The following is a 17,464-nucleotide window of genomic DNA, read 5'->3' on the forward strand; positions in this document are numbered from 1 at the left end:
CCTCAGAACGCGAGCCGCGCGCGGCGGTTGAGTGGACGGGCGAAGAGCTCCGCCAGGTCCGGCGCCTGGTCGAAGCCGTGCACCGGCGAGAACACCAGCTCGATGGACCACTTGGTGGTCAGGCCCTCGGCCTCCAGCGGGTTGGCGAGCCCAAGGCCGCAGACGGTGAGGTCGGGGCGGTCGGCGCGCAGCCGGTCCAGCTGCGCCTCCAGGTCCTGCCCTTCGCTCAGGCGCTCCGGGGTCGGCAGCAGAGCCAGCTCCGCGTCCATCATGCGGCGGTCCAGGTAGGGCACACCGACCTCCACCAGCGTCATGCCGCATTCGCGGGCCAGGAAGCGCCCCAAGGGCAGCTCCAGCTGGGAGTCAGGCAGGAAGCTGATGCGCTTGCCGGCGAGCTGCTCGCGGTAGCGCTCCAGCCCGCGCTCGGCTCGCGCTATGGGCCCGGCGCAGGCGGCGTCCACCTGCACGTCGGGGATATCGAAGGCGGCCGCCGCCGCCCCGAGCCAGGCCCGGGTGCCTTCGACGCCGAAGGGGTAAGGCGCTTCGATGAGCTCGGCACCGCGCGCGACCAGCGCAGCGACCGTGTCGCCGACGAAGGGCTGGGCTGCCAGGACCTTGGTCGCGGCACCTACCGGCGGCAGCTCGGCGGCGGTGCGCGAGGGCAGGAAGTGCACGGGCGCGTCGATGGCATCGAAGCCCATCGCACTGAACAGGCGCCGGAATTGATCCTCGACGATATCGGGCAGGGTGCCGACCACCAGCAGCGCCGGGTCGTCGGCCGCCGGCATTTCCGGCACCAGGGCGGTCAGGCAGGTGTCCTCGCCCTGGGTGAAGGTGGTCTCGATGCCGCTGCCGCTGTAGGCCAGGATGCGCACCCGCCCCTGCTGCTCGCGCGTCAGGCGCTCGGCGGCGGTATCCAGGTCCAGCTTGATGACCTCGGACGGGCAGGAGCCCACCAAAAACAGCGTGCCGATGTCCGGGCGGCGCGCCAGCAGCTCGTGCACTACACGGTCCAGCTCCTCGTTGCAATCCGCCATGCCGGCGAGGTCGCGGTCTTGCAGGATGGCCGTGGCGAAGCGCGGCTCGGCGAAGATCATCACCCCGGCTGCGGATTGCAGCAGATGGGCGCAAGTGCGCGAGCCGACCACTAGGAAGAAGGCGTCCTGGATCTTGCGGTGCAGCCAGACGATACCGGCCAAGCCGCAGAAGACCTCGCGCTGGCCGCGCTCGCGCAGCACCGCCACGGCATCACCGGTGCGCGCGACGCCGGCCGCTGGCTGGCAGCGCTCGGCGTCGGCATTGCTGGAGAGGGCGCCCGCGTTGGTCACTCGGCGCTCCCCCCGACGGCCGGCGCCGGCGCCTCTGCCGGTGTCCCGCCGGCCGCAGCGGCATCGGCGCGCTCCTGCTGCAGGCGCGCGGCGCGCAGCTTGAGCAGGAACTGCGTCGCGTTGATGACATAAGCCGCGTAGGCCGCGAGCGCCAGCAGCATCTGCCCGCGCACGTCCAGCCAGCCGGTGAAGAGCACCACCAGGTAGGCCGTGTGCAGCGCCAGCACCAGCATGCTGAACACGTCTTCCCAGAAGAAGGGGCGAGCGAACAGCCACTTGCCGAAGACCACCTTCTCCCAGACGGAGCCGGTGATCATGATGGCGTATAGGATCAAGGTCTTGACGACGATGGACACCGTCGCCGCCAGCTCGCCGCCGCCGGTGACCAGGTAGCGCAGCACCAGCACCAGGCTCACCAGGAACACCAGGAACTGCACCGGCGCGAGCACGCCTTGCACGAGCGTCCACGACGTCTTGTCGCGGCGCTCGCGCTCCGCTGGCGTATACAGCGGTTGATACCGGTCATGCCGCGCCGGGCGCTGACGCATTACCCTCCCCTCTCATTGACTGAGCGTGCCTCGGTGTATCCAGGAATCTAGTCCCCTTCCCCGCCCCTGTCAACTCGGCTTAACGTAAACCGAACTTGACATTCCCTCCCATGACGTCTAACTAATAGAGGGTGTCGCCGCACCCGAGCGCACCTGCGCCTGCGATGTCCGCGCACCGCCCAACGCCGGGCGTTGGAGCACACCGACATTTGCGCGTGTCTGCGGCCGTTTTACCTTAATAAATGCGCGGTTATGGACGCCGCGCACGTGCCGCACCGTCGGCCCGCTGACACGGAATCGGCCAACCGGCGGTATCCCGCCAGGGGGCCGTGGGCTCGAATGCCCGACAGCGACGCCCGCCGGCGACAAGTACGGGGTCGAGAGTACTCGTGAAGCCCTTCGACGCGCCGCAGGCGGCCCTTGGCGGCATCGGCAATGACACGATGGCGGCCCTGCTCGCCGCGGCGTCCGACATCGCCATCATCCTCGACGGCGAGGGCAATATCCGCGACCTCGCCTATGGCAGCGACGAGCTGTCATCGGAGGTCGGGGAGGATTGGATCGGCAAGCCCTGGGCGGACACCGTCACCGCCGAGAGTCGCCCGCGCGTCCAGGAGCTGTTGGCGGAAGCCAGCACAGATGCCACCGCCGCCAACTGGGAGCAGGTCGACCACATCTCCCGCTCCGGCGCCGAGCTGCCGGTGCGCTACCTGGTCGCCCGCCTCGACGCCCGCCATCTCATCGCCGTCGGCCGCAACCTCCAGGGCATCGCGGCGCTGCAACAGCGGCTGGTGGATGCGCAGCAATCGCTGGAGCGCGACTACTGGCGCCTGCGCCAGCTGGAGACACGCTATCGGCTGCTGTTCCGCTCCGCCAGCGACGCCATCCTGATTATGGACCCGGACACCGGCAAGGTGGTGGAGGCCAACCCGGCGGCCGCGCTGCTGTTGGCCGCGGACTCTAGGCGCCTGGTCGGGCGCCCCTTCCCGGAGGGCTTCGACGACGAAGGCACCCGCGCCATCCAATCCCTGGTCGCCGGCATTCGCGCCGCCGGGCGCGCGAACGACGTGCGCGCGCGCCTGCGCGCCGGCACGGAGTTCCAGGTCAGCGGCGCGCCCGTGCGCCAGGAGAGCGCATCGCTGATCCTGCTGCGGCTGTCACCCATAGACACCGACGGCGAGCGCCAACCCACGCCCGAGCCGCGCTCACGCCTGAGCCGGATGGTGGAGAAGGCGCCCGACGGCATCGTGCTCACCGGCCAGGACGGTCGCATCCTGAGCGCCAACAGCGCCTTTCTTGACCTGGCGCAGCTCACCACCGAAGACCAGGCCCGCGGCGAGTCCCTAGACCGCTGGCTCGGGCGCCCCGGCGTGGACCTCAACGTGCTCATCGCCAACCTGCGCCAGCACGGCGCGGTGCGCCTGTTCGCCACCCAGATCCGCTCCGAATTCGGTGCCAGCAGCGAGGTGGAGATCTCCGCCGTCTCCATCCACAACGGCGACCAGCCGAGCTTCGGCTTCATCATCCGCAACGTGGACCGACGCGTGTCCGCCGACGGCGGCGGCGAGCGCGCGCTGCCGAGCTCCATCGAGCACCTCACAGAGCTGGTGGGCCGGGTACCGCTGAAAGAGGTCGTCCGCGAGTCCACGGACATGATCGAGCGCCTGTGCATCGAGGCGGCGCTGGAGCTGACCGGAGACAATCGCGCCAGCGCCGCGGAGCTGCTGGGCCTGAGCCGCCAGAGCCTCTACGTCAAGCTGCGCCGCTACGACCTCAGCGAGCCCGGGCACGAAGGCGAATAACGCCCCGCACGCCGCCCCCAGCCGAAGAAACCGAGCACGACCGGGGGAATCACTTTGATTTCCTGGAGGCGGGCGCAGAGCCCCCGCCCCCGGTCGGAGCGAAGCCCCACAAGACCGGTATGCCGTCACCGGTTTGCAAAAGCGCGCTGCCTGGCCGTCGGCAGCATCCGCGAGGGCATCCCTTGATCATCGACCGCATCAAGAATGGTGTTGCATCGATCTTTGCCCTACGCAACGGTCTCGATGCATCCTGTTTCGAAGACCCGACCCTAGCTGCGCCGCCAAATCATCCGCCGTTGTACCGAAGATCGGTCGAGATCGATATACCGTCCTCGTATTACCGTGGCCTCTCAACCCTTGCCGCGCAGCTGCGCCTCCAGCGCCTGGATGCGCTGCTCGGCCTCGCGGCGCAGGCGCGCTTCGGCTGCGGCTCTGGCCTCGGCCTCCTGCAGCGCCTGCTCTGCGGCCAGCCGTGCCTGCTCGGATTCCGCATAGGTGGGCAACGGCGTGCCGGTGGCGGGGTCCACCAGGTGGAAGCGCCCCGCCTGCACCCGCAACGCCAGCCCCAGCACGGCGCTGTCACCGATCAGGGTGCCGTCGGGCTCGGCCCTGACGGGCATGGGCCAGTAATTGCGCTCCACCAACCGGAAGCCCGCCAGCGGAGGCTTCAGGTAATCGCCGGTGGGGTCGTATTGCCAGTACTCGCTGACGCCGAGGTAGGCGTAGAGCCCGCGCTTGACGCCTTGGTCTTCGCTGACCGTGGTCTTGGACGTGACCTCCAGCACGAAGTCCGGCGCTTTTGGCTCCTCCCACAGCTTGTAGGTGCGCCGATCATGCTTGGGCGCGCCGAGCACCACCAGCACGTCCGGCGCCACCGCGGCCTTAGGGTTGCCCTCCTCGTAGTAGAGCAGGATGTTACCGGAGACGTAGACGTCCTCCCGCGCGCGGTACCAGTGCCGCAGCGCGCTCACCGCATACAGCAGCGGCTCGCGCTGGAAGTCACTCTCCGCCACCGGCCGGCCGTCCGTGTCCGGATAGACGGTGGTCTCCAACGGATCGGGGATCGAAGCCAAGATGCCTTGCCTGCCGGTGCCTTGCCGTACCTGCAAACACTAGCCGAGCGCCGCCGCACTCGCAATCGACTCTCCAAAAAGCAGGCCAAAAACGGGGACGGTAACCTGAATTCTTGGCCGCACCGGCGCTCAGGCGCCCCCCTTGCAACGCCCACCGGCGCCAGCCTGAGCGGCGCCGGACGCCAACCCCGCCTCACGCCGGCGCCGGTCGGCCGCGACACGCAGGGCACCGAGTCCGAGCAGCGTCAGCAGCGTCGTCGTCGGCGCCGGCGTCTCACCGACGGCGATGGGCGCGCCCCTGTCGTCCCAGGCCCATTCGAATAGGATCAGCCCCGCGCCAACCGCTGCCGGTGCAGGCTCGGGTCCACCACCGCGGCCATACCCCGCTCGTCGAGCCGCTGGTTGCGCGCCGGGCCGCCGACATCGCCGAGGAATAGGGCCACGCGCCGGGCCATCTTCGCGGGCGCTGCCAGCACCTCGGCATGGTCCAGCCACAGGGTGGTGACGCTGCCATGCTGGCCGAGCAGGCGCTTCAGCCCCGCGATCTGCGCCGCGTAGGTCTGCTTGAGCTTGTCCTCGGGCAGCCGCGCGCCGGGCTTGTCCAGGTTGGCGAGCATCGTCGCCTGGGACGCGGCCACTTCGTCCAGGTCCCGCTCCATGAAGATGACCTTGAACCGGTGCGGCTTCGGGGGTAGGTAGGGCAGCAGCTGTGCGATGACCTTCACTGCCTTGCCGTCCGCCGCCGGCAGCCAGGTGCGGTCGGTCATCAGGCGCTTGGCGGGCTCGTACTCGTAGTAGCCCTTGGGGTTGTCGCCGTCGGCGGCGCGCTCGCCGTCGGTGAGCGGCGCGATGCCACCTGCGTTCAGCATCTGCATCATCATGCTGGTGCCGGCGCGCGGCAGGCCAGAGACGACGACGATGTCGCAGAGCGCCTGCTGCATCACCGGATCTTCGGGCCGCGGCGCATTGGGGTCATCCAGCGCGATGGGCTTCACATCCGCACCGCCGTCGACCTTGGCCACCCCGGCGGCGCGCCGCGCGCGGTGCTGCTCCATGCGCCGGCCGATCTCGGCGATGGCGCGGGTGTGCTCCTCCGCCTTGGCGCGATGGTGCGGCGAGCGGCCGAGCACATGGCTGTAGAGGTGCTCCAGCCGCCGGTGGGCGGTAAGCAAGTTCGGGTTCTGGCTCACCGCCACCTCGAAGGCCTGCGCGGCTTGCCCGTAGCGCTTCAGCCCCTCCAGCGCGACGCCCAGGTAATGGTGCGCCCACGGGAAGTGGTAGCGCAGCCCCACGGTCTTGAGCGCGAGCTGCGCGGCACGCTGAAACTGTCCGCGGGCCAGCGCAACGCGGGTGAGCCCCAGGTGTGCGTCCGGGTGCAGCGGGTCGAAGCCGATGACCTTGCCGAAACTGGCCTCGGCGTCGGCCGGGCGCTGCATCTCCAGATACACCCGCCCGATCAGCGTCAGCAGGCGCACGGACTTGGGGCTCGCCTGCTCGGCCTTGGCGAGTACCCGCAGCGCCTCGTCGTACTGGCCCTCGTCGAACAGCACATTGCCCAGCAGGTAGTGCATGAAGTACGGGCTGAACTGGGCCTTGGAGCGCAGGTTCAGGTACTGCTCGCGCTCCTTGACGCTCATCAGTGGCGGCTTCTCCGCGTCCGGCGCCTCCGGCGTCTCCAGGGACTGGCGCACCCGCTCCGCCTCGGCCTCGTTGGCGGCGGCCTGCTCCAGCGCGGCCTCGTCGGTGTCCGCCTCGCCGCGCTCGGCCTTGCGCTGCTTGAGCACGGCGTGGAAGGCCTTGAGCTCCGCGCGGGCGGCCTCGGATTCTTGCCGGCGGCGCTGCAACAGGGCCTCGACGATCTGCCGCTGGAAGCCGGTCTGGCCGAGCATCTGCGCGCAGTAGGCCAATCTGACCCCGAAGCGGTGCTCCATGGGCCAGTCGGTCCACAGCCGCTCCAGGATGTCGATGGCGTGCGCAAAGCGCCCGGCGTCCATCAGGGACTCGGCCAGGTTGTAGTCCAGCTCGCGCTGGGTCTGGCGCTGGGCCTGGGATTTGTCCACGTCCGGGCGCTCGATGTAGCCCAGGTCCACCAGCTGCTGCATGGTCTCGGCGTCGTCGCCGCCGGGCATCTGCTTGTCCGGCGGGTGGCGGCCGTCGTCGCCGTCGATGGCATCCCAGCTCTCCACCCATTGCAGATCCGGCGGCTGCTCGAAGCAGTCGGTCAGCGGCTCGCCGTCCATGTCCTCGCCGACGAGCAGGCCGAAGACCGTGAGGATGGTCGGCGTCACGTCCAGCAGGGTCGCGCCGTGCACCAGGGCATCGCGCTTGATGCCGGGGCCGGCGATCAGGAACACCCCATGCTCGCGGTGCTCGGCGGCGGGGCCGGCGGGCTCCTTGGGGATGGCGCGCGGGCGCAGGTGGTCTGGATGGAAGCCGTGGTCGGAGCAGATGACGACGGTCGTCTGGTTCAGGTCGATCTTGCTCAGCGTCTGCCCGAGCATCAGGTCATGGAACCTGTAGCCCATGTCGATGATGTTGGAGTAGAGTTCGAAGTCCCGCTCCGGAACCCAATCCTGCCGCGGGTGGTGGTACTTCATGAAGCCGTGGCCGAAGTGGTCGATGGCATCGTGATAGACAGCCATGAAGTCCCACGGCTCATTATCCATCACCCAATCCGCGGCGGCCTGGATGCTCGCCGTCTCGGCCAGGATCTTGGCCACGCCGATGGGGCGCTTGTCCTTCTCCAGGTCGATCTCCTGGAGCTTCGGGATGAAGGGCTCCAGCACATCGGCGCCCATCTCCTCCGGGCGCATGCGGTACTCGGCCAGGGTCTCCGCCAGGCGCTCGGGCCAGACCGTCTCCGGCTTCATCGGCCACGGCTGGCCGGGGCCTTGGTCGAGCTTCGGCGCCTTCTGGAACATGTCCGAGACCATGACGCCATGGATGCGCTCCACCGGATGGCTCGGCCACCAACCCACCACATTGGAGCGCAGGCCCTGTTGATTGAGGATGTTCCAGACCGCCTTGGTCGTGCGCCCCAGGTTGCTGATGGCCCGAGCGCCGCCCTTGGGGTCCGGCTCCGCAAAGCCGTGGATGCCGTGCTTGAACGGCCGCTTGCCGGTGGCGATGCTGGTCCAGAGCATGGGCGAGAGCACCGGATGCAGCGTGGTCACGTTGCCGCGGGTGCCGCGCTCCATCAGGCCCTTCATGACAGGCATATCGCCTTGATCGACGAGGCGGTCGATGGTTTTCCAGTCGGCTGCGTCCCAACCGATGAGGAGAAGTCTCTTGGTCATGACAGGGGCTCGATGAGAGGGTCGCGCCAACGGGCGAAGGGCGTATGTAGATGCCGAGTGCAGATGCTAGCATCAGGGGCATGCATCGCAGCCGAGTTGGAGGTCATCCATGGCGAATGTGTCCATCCGGGGCGTCGATGAGCAGGCATTGGAGCGACTGCGCGCCGCGGCGAGCCGCGAGGGCTTGAGCCTCAACGCCTACCTGGTCGGCCTGATCAACCGCGATGCGGGGCTGGCGGGCGGGCGTGCCCGGCCCCGCTATGACGATCTGGACGCCCTCGCCGGCACCTGGAGCGTCGAGGAGTTCGATGCCTTCGCCGGCGTCCAGGCCGATTTCGAGCGTATCGATGCAGGGCTTTGGGAGTGATCCGCGTCGCGCTCGACACCAATGCCTATGCTGAGCTGCGCGCCGCGGGACGGCCGATCCCGACCAACGACCTCTGGATCGCGGCGAGCAGCCTGCAACATGGTCTGGCACTGGTCACCCGCGACCGACACTTCGCGGCGATTGATGGCCTGATCGCCGGGGCGGGCCTTGCCGCCTTTTTGCCGTAGCGTCCCCGCGTTTGCGGTTGGCGGCCTTTGCGCATCCTGCGTAATACCAAGACCGAGCCGCGACGCCCTCGCCGCGGCATCGAGCCGCGCCGAGGGCGGGCCGGCTGAAAGCCGACGGCCCCAGGGAGCCGGCTGGAAGCCGGCGCTCCCAGTGGCCGCTCAGGCCGTAGCCTGGTCCTGCTCGTCGGCCAGGCGCTTCAGGCCTTCCTCGCGCCGGCGGCGGTAGGCCGCCACGCCCAGGGCGCCGAGGCCGAGCAGGGTGAGCAGCGGAGTGGCGGGGGCGGGCACGGCGGTACCGGTATCGCCGACCTTGATGGCCGCACCGCTGTCGTCATAGGCCCATTCATAGACGCGAAAGCGTGTTCCCGCACCGCTGTTGAAGAGGTCGACTCTGGCCTTCGCCCAGCCGTACTGCGGGTCCGGCGTGCCCGCAGCGCCGCTGAACTGGAAGCCGAAGTAAGCAGTCGTGCTCTTGAAGTCCACGAAACCAGTATCGAAGGAAGCCAGCAGATAGGGCCAGGACGTTGCAAAGGTCCCGGAGGCCGGACTCGGGCCCACCACGAAACCCTTGGGCAGCGCGTTGACAAGACCGTAGGACGCTGTGGTTGCCAGAGGCCCGGCTGCGACGGCGACGTTAGCGGTTGCGGTAGCGCTCCCGGCGCTCAACCACAGGGACAGCGTGCCGCCGGCGCCATCTACATCCCACGTAAAGTAGGCAGTGTCGCTCTCCACCGAAAAAGTCGTGCCCGTGCTGTTGTGCACGATAGCCCCCAGCGCATCCCCGCCGGCAAAGGCCAGCCCGCCCGCGGCGGCGGTGCAGCCGAGCACCTCGGCGGTGGACGGGCGGACACGGCGGCGGGCGGCGCGCTCGGCATAGGTGGCGAGCTGGCTGTCGAGCAGGTCTTCGGTCGGCTGAGCGGTGCTGTGCTGCATGGGGTCCCCCTGGGGATGCGGTGTGGTCGGTTGCCGTCTCGGATTGGCGGCCCCGAGGCGGGCATGGTTGTAAACCTGGTCAGTATTCAGGGGCAACCCTTACACACAATTCATACCAACTCTTATCGCTTTTTTTCAGGGACTTGAGGCGCGCCCATCGCCTCTGCGCCGAGGCTCGGCACCGGGGTTGTAAAGTTTGCTTTACGCCTCGCTTAGGGGGCAGTGGCCCGAACCGCCGACGCAGCGCCCCCGGAGCGGGTGATCTAGGCAATCATGCCCTTTTTCATCAATGCTTTATAGGCCTCCAGCGCATCCGCGGCGCGCTGTCGGAAGACTTTACAGCGGGGTGCGCCATCGGGCGGCAGACGAGGACAGGCCGGGGACCGCCCGTTGCTCGTCACGGCGCCCCCAACGGGCAAGTGTTCGCAAATCGTGCAGCGCATCGCCGGTTGCCGGTTGTAGGGTGGGTCAAGCGAAGCGGACCCACCAGAGGCCGGAACATTGACGCCTCCATTCAACGCGATACGGAATGCCTCCGAGCGGCGGAAGGTGGAGCCGCTCAGCGCTGCCCTAGCCTCGCCAACACCGAAATCCGGCCAGCTCAAAGTGCCGATCACAGGTGAAGGCGGTATCGATTCGATTGAGCCGCATCAACTGGAACGAGATGCAGTCGGTAAAGCTGACGGACTGATCCGCGAAGCGCGCCATCCAGTCGATGGCGGCCATCTCGCAGTCGCGATCGGGCCGCAGGATGGTCAAGACCGACGATGCATAGATGGCGCGGGCGCGCTCGACCGCGAAGGCGTAGCCGGCGCGGCGCCCAAGCAGCGTGAACAATTCATCCAGCACGAAATGGCTGGTGCAGCATTCCACCTCGGCTTGCGCCAAGGCCCGCCAGCCGGCAACGGCCTCGGCATGGTGCTGATCGCGGCTCAGGTGGCGCGCCAGGAAGGCCCCGGTATCGATGAAGATCACGCCGCGGAGTCGTCGTAGAGCAACGCATCGTGACCCTCAGCGGCATCCTGGGGGCCGTCGTCCGCATGGACCGTCTGGTCGCCGAACAAGGGGTCGTGCGAGCGTGCGACCGGCTGCTGTCGCAGGCGATATTCCAGAGACTCCCGCAGCAACTCGCCGAGCGAGATGCCGCGCTGGCAGGCATGGGCCTGGGCGGCGCGTTTGAGCGCCTCCGGCAACATCACGGTGGTTCTGTGCATGGATAGGTGCTCCGTGCCGAGTGATGGCGCCATACTAGCAAAGCCATACCGCACGCCGGGGTGCGTCCGACGCCCAGCGGCGACGCCAGTGCCGAGCGCCGTCTGGTTGAAGCCAGCGGACCCGGCGACGACGCCCTGGCTTCGCCGACTTCAGTCGTCCTCCGCCATTCAGGCCGGCTCGTCGGCCAAACGCTTCAGGCCCTCCTCCCGCCGGCGGCGGTAGGCCGACACGCCCATGGCGCCGAGGCCGAGCAGGGTCAGCAGCGGGGTGGCGGCGTAGGCACGGCGGCACCGATATCGCCGACCTTGATGGCCGCACCGCTGTCCTCTTAGGCCCACTCATGCACGCGACAGCGTGCTCGCGCACCGTTGTTGCAGAGCTGGACTCTGGACTTCGCCCAGCCACAGCGCATGCCCGGCGTGCCATTGCCCTGCGCCATCGGCCGGATATCCCGCCGGGGCGCGGTACGTGTCGGCCAGCCTTGGCGCGGTGTCGCCGAGTACAACTCGGCGCCCCCAGAAGGGAGCAGCCCGGGGCCGCCGAGTTTCACTCGGCGATCCCCTCCGCTGCCGCTCAATCGCCCCGCGCCGCACTGCCGAAGGGCCAATCCTCCGCCCGCGCCGCCAGCCCCGCCTTGACCGGGTTCTGCGCAATGTAGCGGTGCACGGCGGCGAGGTGCCTGTCGTCTCTGATGTAGCGGTCGAAGTACTCGCGGTCCCAAAACTCGCCCGCCCGGTGGAGCAATTGGTTTGCCTCGCGGGCGGTGAAGGCCTTCCAGCTCTGGACGACCTTGGCCAGCGGATGATCCGGAAAGGTCTCGATGAGGACGTGCACGTGATTCGGCATCACCACCCAGCTGAGCAGCCGGTAGCGCGTCCCATCGAAATGCAGCAGCGCCGCCTCCACCAGGCGCGCGACGTCCGGGCGCCGCAGCCAGCAGGCGCCGCGACCCTGGTCCAGATACTGCTCGATGCGCTTGCGCCGCGCCGCCTCGTCGCCGCGCGTCTCCGCGCGGATGCGCCCCAAAACCGCCGCCGGCAGCGAGTCCCCCAGCCGAAAGGTGATGAACTGCAACAGCCCCGGGCAATCCAGGTGCGGCAGATAGCCGCGGGAGTACCAGCCCTTCGGCTCACTCATGGCATCCTCCTCCAAGCCCAGTAACCACCCAGCGGCAGACACCCGACCAACCGCCGCCCCGACGCCGCCGCCTGGGGGCGCCGAGTTTCACTCGGCCCAACCCTGGGGGCGCCGAGTTTCACTCGGCAAACCCGCCGCGAGACGGCAAATGCCCCCAGCCCAAACAACTTTCACCGCCCCCGCAACGGGATACTGCACGCGCGTCGTCGCCAAGTGGAGCTCGGCGCCCCCAAGGTGGGCACGAGCCTGCCATGGGTGACCCCAGTTTGTACACAGGGTAGCAGGCTGTGCGTGGCGTCGCCGAGTGAAACTCGGCGCTCCCGGGGCTCAGGCGGCGTAGCGACCGGGCTCGGGCTGCTGGACCTGGCCGAGGGCTTCCAAGGTCTCCAGGAGCTCGGCGACCTGCTTGGTGCGGGCGCGCTTGAACTGGCGGGCAATGTGCTCGGCGTCGGCGGGGGCGGGCTGGTCCGCGAGCATGGCGCGCACGGCCTGGAACTGGGCGGGCAGAGTCTTGGGCCAGGGGGCCTTGGCGGCGGCGGCCGGCTCCACGGCGGCGACGGCGATCTCGGCGGCGGCCTGCTCGGTGCCGGCGCCGGTGGGGTTCTGGAAGTCGGGCCGGAGCCACGCGACCCGTCCGCGGGCCTCTTCGGCGGCGCGCTCGCGGTTCAGCGCGACTAGGCGGGTGAGCAGGTCCTCTTCCGCCGCGGCCTGCTCGGCGGGCTTGTCCGGCCAGGGCGTGGTGCCACCGGGGCGGCCCACCAGGGCCGGGGCGAGGTCGGCCCAACCGTAGGCGGCGAGCACGGCGGCGTCCAGCTCGTCGTGGAGCTGGGCGAGCACGGACACCAGGCCCTGGTCGTGGACCTTGCGCTCCTTGGGCGTCAGCGGCGGCTCGTCCGGCACGTGGGCGATGCGGCGCAGGCGCTCCAGGAACGTTGTAGACGTTGGTCAGGGTGAGGTCGGGGTGCAGCGCCTGTTGGCGTTTGCGGTGCGTATCGATCTGTTCCGCGAGGTTTGCGATTGCGGATGCAGTACGGGGTACGGAGTACGAAATACGGGGCGCATCCGACCACTCCGGCGCCGCACTGGGCTCTGCGCTGAGGTGGCTGCGCGCGAGTTCAGCGGTGGAGTCGAGTCCATCGGTATCGGCATCGAAATCGACATCGAAATCGGCATCAACACGGCCGCTCGCTGCCACCGCTCGGTCTGGCGTGCCGGTGGCGTCCGCGGGCGGAACTGTTTCACGCAACGGGCGCGCTGCCGCAACATCAGCACCGCCTGCCTGCGAGTCAAGTCCATCCGGCGCGTCATGCCGCTGTAGGCTTTGGTTTGCGCCGTTGTTACGCTGCGCAGTATGCGAGTCATATGTTTCCACCGAGGTATCGGAATGCGGAAACGGAAACGGAAACGGCGCAAAACTCCGCGACTTCGAGTAAACAGAATCATTGCCTACCCCGAGCCATCCGCCTGTCCTCATAGCCCATAGACAGTGCGTCCTGGAAGAGATAATACCAAGCGAAAATGCATCTTCCAGTGCTACGGTGACGATTTTCTGATCAGGCAATACATCGCTTTCGAGGAACTGAAAAAAGCGGTGTCTGGCAGTCATCACTGTAGCAATGTAGCGCTTAAGACCTTTCAAGGATCGGCGCGTTTCCACTACCGGCTCTCCAAAGGTCCACCAATTTTGCCGATAGCTCTTGCGCGTGTTTTGGTCTCGCGCGGGCTTAACTCGGTGCAATATCCACTGATACACCTCCGGAAATTCGGATCGCACCGTACCAATGTCCAAGCCAAACAGATCGATGATCAGTACATTCCTGGGTGAATGCGTGAGATCTTTACCGTTCCGGTAGCGGCGAATGTACTTCTGTAGACCTTTAACACGGCCCAGACCCAAGTCTTTGGCTTCGGCATCGTTGATCACAAAACCCATTCCTATTGGCTGAACGCCGCGAAAACACAATGACGAGTTTGCTGCCAACGGAACAGTAGACGTCACATCAGCTCCCACACTAAGGTCTGAAAAGATCATCGCCAGGCGCTTATCGAGAGTGACATCCAACCCCTCCCCACCCACCGACCGCTCCGCGACGACGGTGCGCAGCTCACCGGGCTCGCTGCCGGGCTGGCCGACGGTCATGGCAATGCGCACCTGTGCGCCGTCGGCGCTGTCCACCCAGGGATGATCCGGAATGGCAAAGGCGAGCGACAGCGGCTGCTTCTGTTCCATGTGGTGGGCGATGACCCGTCGGTTGAAGGTCTGGCGCAGGCTGTTGGTGGTGATGAGGCCGAAGCGCTGGATGTGGCCGGTGCGGGCGAGGCCGGCGGCCTTGTGCCACCAGTGCATGACGTAGTCGGCGGATTCGGGCACCTGCAGGTAGGCGCCGCGCAGGGCCTCGACATAGCCGTCGCCCAGGGCCCGGCGCATGGTGCTGGCGCCGATGAACGGCGGATTCCCCACCACAAAATCGGCCTCCGGCCACGCGGCCGGGCGCGGGTTGATGTAGCGCTCCACCGCCACCCGGGCGCCCTCGTCCGGCACGGGCTCGCCGGTGACGGGGTGGGGCTTGGTGGTGCGCCCGTCCCAGCGGGTGACGGGGCGGCCCTGGGCGTCGGTCTCGAAGGCGATGTCGTCCCAGGCGAGGACGGCGTCGCGGCATTGGATGTTGTGGGCGTCTTTGAGCAGGGGCTCGCGGGGCGGGGTCTTGGCGTAGGTGCGAAAGTGCCACTGGAGGTAGCCGATCCAGAGCACGGTCTCGGCGATGCGCGCGGCGCGGGGGTTGGTCTCCAGGCCCAGCATCTGCTCGGGGCTCACGGTGGCGCCCTCCAGCTCCAGGCCCTGCTGGGTGAAGCCGAGGTCGGCCTGGGCCTCCAGGACCTCGCCTTCCAGGCGTTTCAGGTGCTCAAGCGTCACATAGAGAAAATTGCCGCTGCCGCAGGCCGGGTCCAGCACGCGCAGGGTGCAGAGGCGGCGGTGGAAGGCGCGCACCTGCTCGATGGCCTGCGCGCGCTTGCCGTCCTGGTCCAGCCGGTAGGCGCTGGCCTGGACATTGGCCCATTCGGCGCGCAGGGGCTCGATGACGGTGGGCAGCACCAGGCGCTCCACATAGGCGCGCGGGGTGTAGTGGGCGCCGAGCTTGTGGCGCTCCACCGGGTCCAGGGCGCGCTCCAGCAGGGTGCCGAAGATGGCGGGCTCCACCTCCTTCCAGTCGGCGCGGGCGGCATCGATGAGGCCGTCGATCTGCGCCCGGGTCAGGGGCAGGGCCTCGGGCTCCGCGAACAGGCCGCCGTTGAAGTGCGGGATCGGCGCGCGCAGCACGCCGGAGAAGGCGCTGCCCGCATTCATGTCCGCCCAGAGCTGGCGCAGCAGGTGCGGCAGGTGGTCGGGGTCGTCGCGCATGTCCGCAAGCAGCTGGCTGAAGGCGCGCTCGGGCAGCAGGCCGACGTCTTCTGCGAACATGGTGAACAGGCAGCGCATCAGGAAGCCTGCCACCTGCTCCGGGTCGGTGCCGCGTGCCGGTTGTGGGCGGGGTGTCTCCGGCGTGGGGTCTTCCTGTGCGTCCGGTCGCGGCGGGGATGGCGCTCCTGCGGTCTCGAGGGACTTGGCGAGCCCGGCGAGCTTGGCGGAGATGGCGCGGGTGACCCGCGCGCTGCGCCGGGCGGGGTCCAGGGAGAGCGGGTCCAGCCAGATGGCACGCAGGCGCTCGCGGATCTCGGGCCGGCGCAAGTCTTGCAGATAGATCCGGTGCGAGAGCGCGTCCGGATAGGGGATGTAGTTGGCACCGGAGCGGGTGAAGTCGACGTAGACGCCGATGTGGCGGCCGACGTCGGTCACCAGCAGGAAGGGCGGGCGGCCCTCCTCCGGCGGCAGGGCGCGGGCGTAGCTGCTGCCCTGGGCGTGGGCCTTGAGCATGGCCGCGTCCCAGGCGGTGGACTGCATGCGCAGGCCCGACTGCTTGGACTCCAGCACGAAGCAGCTGCGACGGTAGCAGTCGATGCGCCCGATGCTCTGGCTACCGTCGGGTTGGTGGAAGGTGACGCGGCGCTCGAAGACATAGGCGTTCTGCGCCTGGTCCGCCTGCGCCGGGTTCGGCGGCGGCAGGCGGAGCAGAGCCGTGAGCTCGGTGACGAAGAGCTGGTAGTTGGCCAGCTCGGAGCCATCCGCCTGCTGCCAGCGGGCGATGAAGGCGTCTATAGTGTCCGGACCCGAGTCCGGGCTCACATTTGCGGCGGCGTCCTCTGGGGGCATAGCGTCTGGCCAAGGCGTGCAGGCAAGCCCCTAGCGTACACGAGCGGGCGCCACGCTTGCATCCCGAGTGCGCCTTCGGCTCCCAGCCCCGGGGGACAGCGGGGGACGCTGCCTTTCAGTGGGGGCGTTGGTCAGATTGACGTCAAGCGGTGTTGACGCGGGTCAGCCGAGTCGCAGGCTGCGGCCAACGGCAGGGACCTTCGGGCTAGACTGCCGCTTCCGTTCGCGCGCCGCCGGCGACGGGCCTAGGTGCCCAGCGCGCCGTGCCGAGCCGCCCGCGTTCCACCGAATCGAGCACCGCGCATGACAGAGACGGCCTCCGAGCAAGCTATCCCCGCCCGCCCCCAGCCCAAGGCCATGCTGGAGGTGCTGCACCCCATCACCTGGTTCCCGCCCATGTGGGCCTTCACCTGCGGCGTGGTGTCCTCGGGTGTGGATGTGCTGGAGCATTGGGGCCTGCTCATCGCCGGCGTCATCCTCACCGGCCCGCTGGTGTGCGCCACCAGCCAGGTGGTCAACGACTGGTACGACCGGGACGTCGACGCCATCAACGAGCCGGGCCGGCCCATTCCCTCCGGGCGGCTGCCGGGGCTTTGGGGCTACAAGATGGCGGTGACGGGCACGGTGCTGTCGCTGATACTCGGGGCGGCCCTGGGTCTTTGGGTCTTCCTGGCCACCGTGGTCGGGCTGATCTTCGCCTGGATCTATTCGGCGCCGCCGCTGCGGCTCAAGAACAACGGCTGGCTCGGCAACGCCGCCGTTGGCTTCTCTTATGAAACTTTGGCCTGGATCACCGGCGCCGCGGTCATGCTGGGGGGCGCCATGCCGGACGAGCGCATCCTCTGGCTCGCCTTCCTCTACGGCCTCGGCGCCCACGGCATCATGACCCTGAACGACTTCAAGGCCATCGAGGGCGACCGCCAGCTCGGCGTGCGCACCCTCCCGGTGCAGCTCGGCGTCAAGGCCGCGGCCTGGGTGGCCTGCGTGGTGATGATGACGCCGCAGTTCATCGTCGTGGGGCTGTTGTTCGCCTGGATCCAACCGGTACACGCCGCCGCCGTCGCCGGCCTGGTGATGGTGCAGGGGGTGCTGATGCTGCGCTTCCTGGAGAACCCGCTGAAGCGCGCGACCTGGCTCAGTGGACTCGGCGTGACGGTCTACGTGACCGGCATGATGGTCAGTGCCTTCGCGGTGCGGGCGGCGGTTGCTGGCAATACACCTCTTTAAGGAAGGGCTGAGGGCTGAGGGCTGAGGGGCGCTCTCGGCGATCTTTCCGCCTCAGCCCTCAGCCCTCAGCCCTCAGCCCTCAGCCCTAGACACTTGAAGCC

The 17,464-nt window shown here is 68.4% G+C and carries 13 protein-coding genes; 4 read left to right on the plus strand and 9 right to left on the minus strand.

The window, feature by feature from the left end; all coding sequences use genetic code 11:
- Nucleotides 1-2: 2 nt before the first annotated feature.
- Nucleotides 3-1,244 carry a ferredoxin:protochlorophyllide reductase (ATP-dependent) subunit N gene (locus CKO31_RS12890; protein WP_200238098.1) on the minus strand — a complete coding sequence of 414 codons (1,242 nt, stop codon included), beginning with the start codon at nt 1,242-1,244 and terminating at the stop codon, nt 3-5.
- A gap of 80 nt (nt 1,245-1,324) precedes the next feature.
- Nucleotides 1,325-1,876 carry a 2-vinyl bacteriochlorophyllide hydratase gene (gene bchF / locus CKO31_RS12895; protein WP_200238035.1) on the minus strand — a complete coding sequence of 184 codons (552 nt, stop codon included), beginning with the start codon at nt 1,874-1,876 and terminating at the stop codon, nt 1,325-1,327.
- 389 nt (nt 1,877-2,265) lie between these two features.
- Here bchF and ppsR point away from each other — a divergent pair, with 389 nt between their 5' ends.
- The gene (ppsR, locus tag CKO31_RS12900) at nt 2,266-3,678 is read left to right on the plus strand and encodes a transcriptional regulator PpsR (protein ID WP_322789136.1); all 1,413 of its coding nucleotides are present in this window, start codon (nt 2,266-2,268) and stop codon (nt 3,676-3,678) included.
- A 350-nt stretch (nt 3,679-4,028) separates the two neighbouring features.
- Here ppsR and CKO31_RS12905 read toward each other — a convergent pair whose 3' ends face one another.
- Both CKO31_RS12905 and CKO31_RS12910 read right to left on the minus strand, forming a co-directional pair.
- Nucleotides 4,029-4,751 (minus strand): Uma2 family endonuclease, encoded by a 723-nt coding sequence (locus tag CKO31_RS12905; RefSeq protein WP_200238038.1) that lies wholly within the window; start codon nt 4,749-4,751, stop codon nt 4,029-4,031.
- Between the two features lie 326 nt (nt 4,752-5,077).
- Complete coding sequence (locus CKO31_RS12910; protein WP_200238041.1) at nt 5,078-8,047, minus strand: alkaline phosphatase family protein; 2,970 nt, start codon at nt 8,045-8,047, stop codon at nt 5,078-5,080.
- A 109-nt stretch (nt 8,048-8,156) separates the two neighbouring features.
- Between CKO31_RS12910 and CKO31_RS12915 the strand changes: the two genes are divergently transcribed.
- Complete coding sequence (locus tag CKO31_RS12915; RefSeq protein ID WP_200238043.1) at nt 8,157-8,414, plus strand: FitA-like ribbon-helix-helix domain-containing protein; 258 nt, start codon at nt 8,157-8,159, stop codon at nt 8,412-8,414.
- On the plus strand, nt 8,411-8,602 hold the full coding sequence (locus CKO31_RS12920; RefSeq protein WP_322789137.1) for a PIN domain-containing protein: 192 nt from the start codon (nt 8,411-8,413) through the stop codon (nt 8,600-8,602). Before CKO31_RS12915 ends, CKO31_RS12920 begins: the two co-directional genes overlap by 4 nt.
- A 159-nt stretch (nt 8,603-8,761) precedes the next feature.
- On the opposite strand, the gene CKO31_RS12925 is transcribed toward CKO31_RS12920, so the two are convergent.
- The 5 genes from CKO31_RS12925 to CKO31_RS12945 form a co-directional block, all read right to left on the minus strand.
- Complete coding sequence (locus CKO31_RS12925; protein WP_200238046.1) at nt 8,762-9,535, minus strand: PEP-CTERM sorting domain-containing protein; 774 nt, start codon at nt 9,533-9,535, stop codon at nt 8,762-8,764.
- Nucleotides 9,536-10,105: 570 nt separating this feature from the next.
- Nucleotides 10,106-10,510, minus strand: coding sequence for a type II toxin-antitoxin system VapC family toxin (locus CKO31_RS12930; RefSeq protein WP_200238048.1), 405 nt, complete (start codon nt 10,508-10,510; stop codon nt 10,106-10,108).
- Complete coding sequence (locus CKO31_RS12935) at nt 10,507-10,749, minus strand: ribbon-helix-helix domain-containing protein (RefSeq protein WP_200238050.1); 243 nt, start codon at nt 10,747-10,749, stop codon at nt 10,507-10,509. The genes CKO31_RS12930 and CKO31_RS12935 overlap by 4 nt, the downstream gene beginning before the upstream one ends.
- A gap of 574 nt (nt 10,750-11,323) precedes the next feature.
- The gene (locus tag CKO31_RS12940) at nt 11,324-11,887 is read right to left on the minus strand and encodes an REP-associated tyrosine transposase (protein ID WP_200238053.1); all 564 of its coding nucleotides are present in this window, start codon (nt 11,885-11,887) and stop codon (nt 11,324-11,326) included.
- Between the two features lie 118 nt (nt 11,888-12,005).
- Nucleotides 12,006-16,136: a DNA methyltransferase gene (locus tag CKO31_RS12945; RefSeq protein WP_200238055.1), complete on the minus strand. Its 4,131-nt coding sequence runs from the start codon at nt 16,134-16,136 to the stop codon at nt 12,006-12,008.
- 303 nt (nt 16,137-16,439) lie between these two features.
- Between CKO31_RS12945 and chlG the strand changes: the two genes are divergently transcribed.
- Nucleotides 16,440-17,363, plus strand: a complete 924-nt coding sequence (chlG, locus tag CKO31_RS12950; protein WP_200238058.1) for a chlorophyll synthase ChlG — start codon at nt 16,440-16,442, stop codon at nt 17,361-17,363.
- Nucleotides 17,364-17,464: the final 101 nt, after the last annotated feature.

This window comes from Thiohalocapsa halophila (genome assembly GCF_016583825.1).
In the GTDB taxonomy this organism is placed as follows: Bacteria; Pseudomonadota; Gammaproteobacteria; order Chromatiales; family Chromatiaceae; genus Thiohalocapsa; species Thiohalocapsa halophila.

What these genes read in the sequence shown, in the direction of transcription:
- chlG (WP_200238058.1), top strand. Translation starts at nt 16,440, where the DNA reads ATGACAGAGACGGCCTCCGAGCAAGCTATCCCCGCCCGCCCCCAGCCC.
- CKO31_RS12945 (WP_200238055.1), bottom strand. Translation starts at nt 16,136, where the DNA reads ATGCCCCCAGAGGACGCCGCCGCAAATGTGAGCCCGGACTCGGGTCCG.
- CKO31_RS12935 (WP_200238050.1), bottom strand. Translation starts at nt 10,749, where the DNA reads ATGCACAGAACCACCGTGATGTTGCCGGAGGCGCTCAAACGCGCCGCC.
- bchF (WP_200238035.1), bottom strand. Translation starts at nt 1,876, where the DNA reads ATGCGTCAGCGCCCGGCGCGGCATGACCGGTATCAACCGCTGTATACG.
- CKO31_RS12910 (WP_200238041.1), bottom strand. Translation starts at nt 8,047, where the DNA reads ATGACCAAGAGACTTCTCCTCATCGGTTGGGACGCAGCCGACTGGAAA.
- CKO31_RS12925 (WP_200238046.1), bottom strand. Translation starts at nt 9,535, where the DNA reads ATGCAGCACAGCACCGCTCAGCCGACCGAAGACCTGCTCGACAGCCAG.
- CKO31_RS12915 (WP_200238043.1), top strand. Translation starts at nt 8,157, where the DNA reads ATGGCGAATGTGTCCATCCGGGGCGTCGATGAGCAGGCATTGGAGCGA.
- CKO31_RS12940 (WP_200238053.1), bottom strand. Translation starts at nt 11,887, where the DNA reads ATGAGTGAGCCGAAGGGCTGGTACTCCCGCGGCTATCTGCCGCACCTG.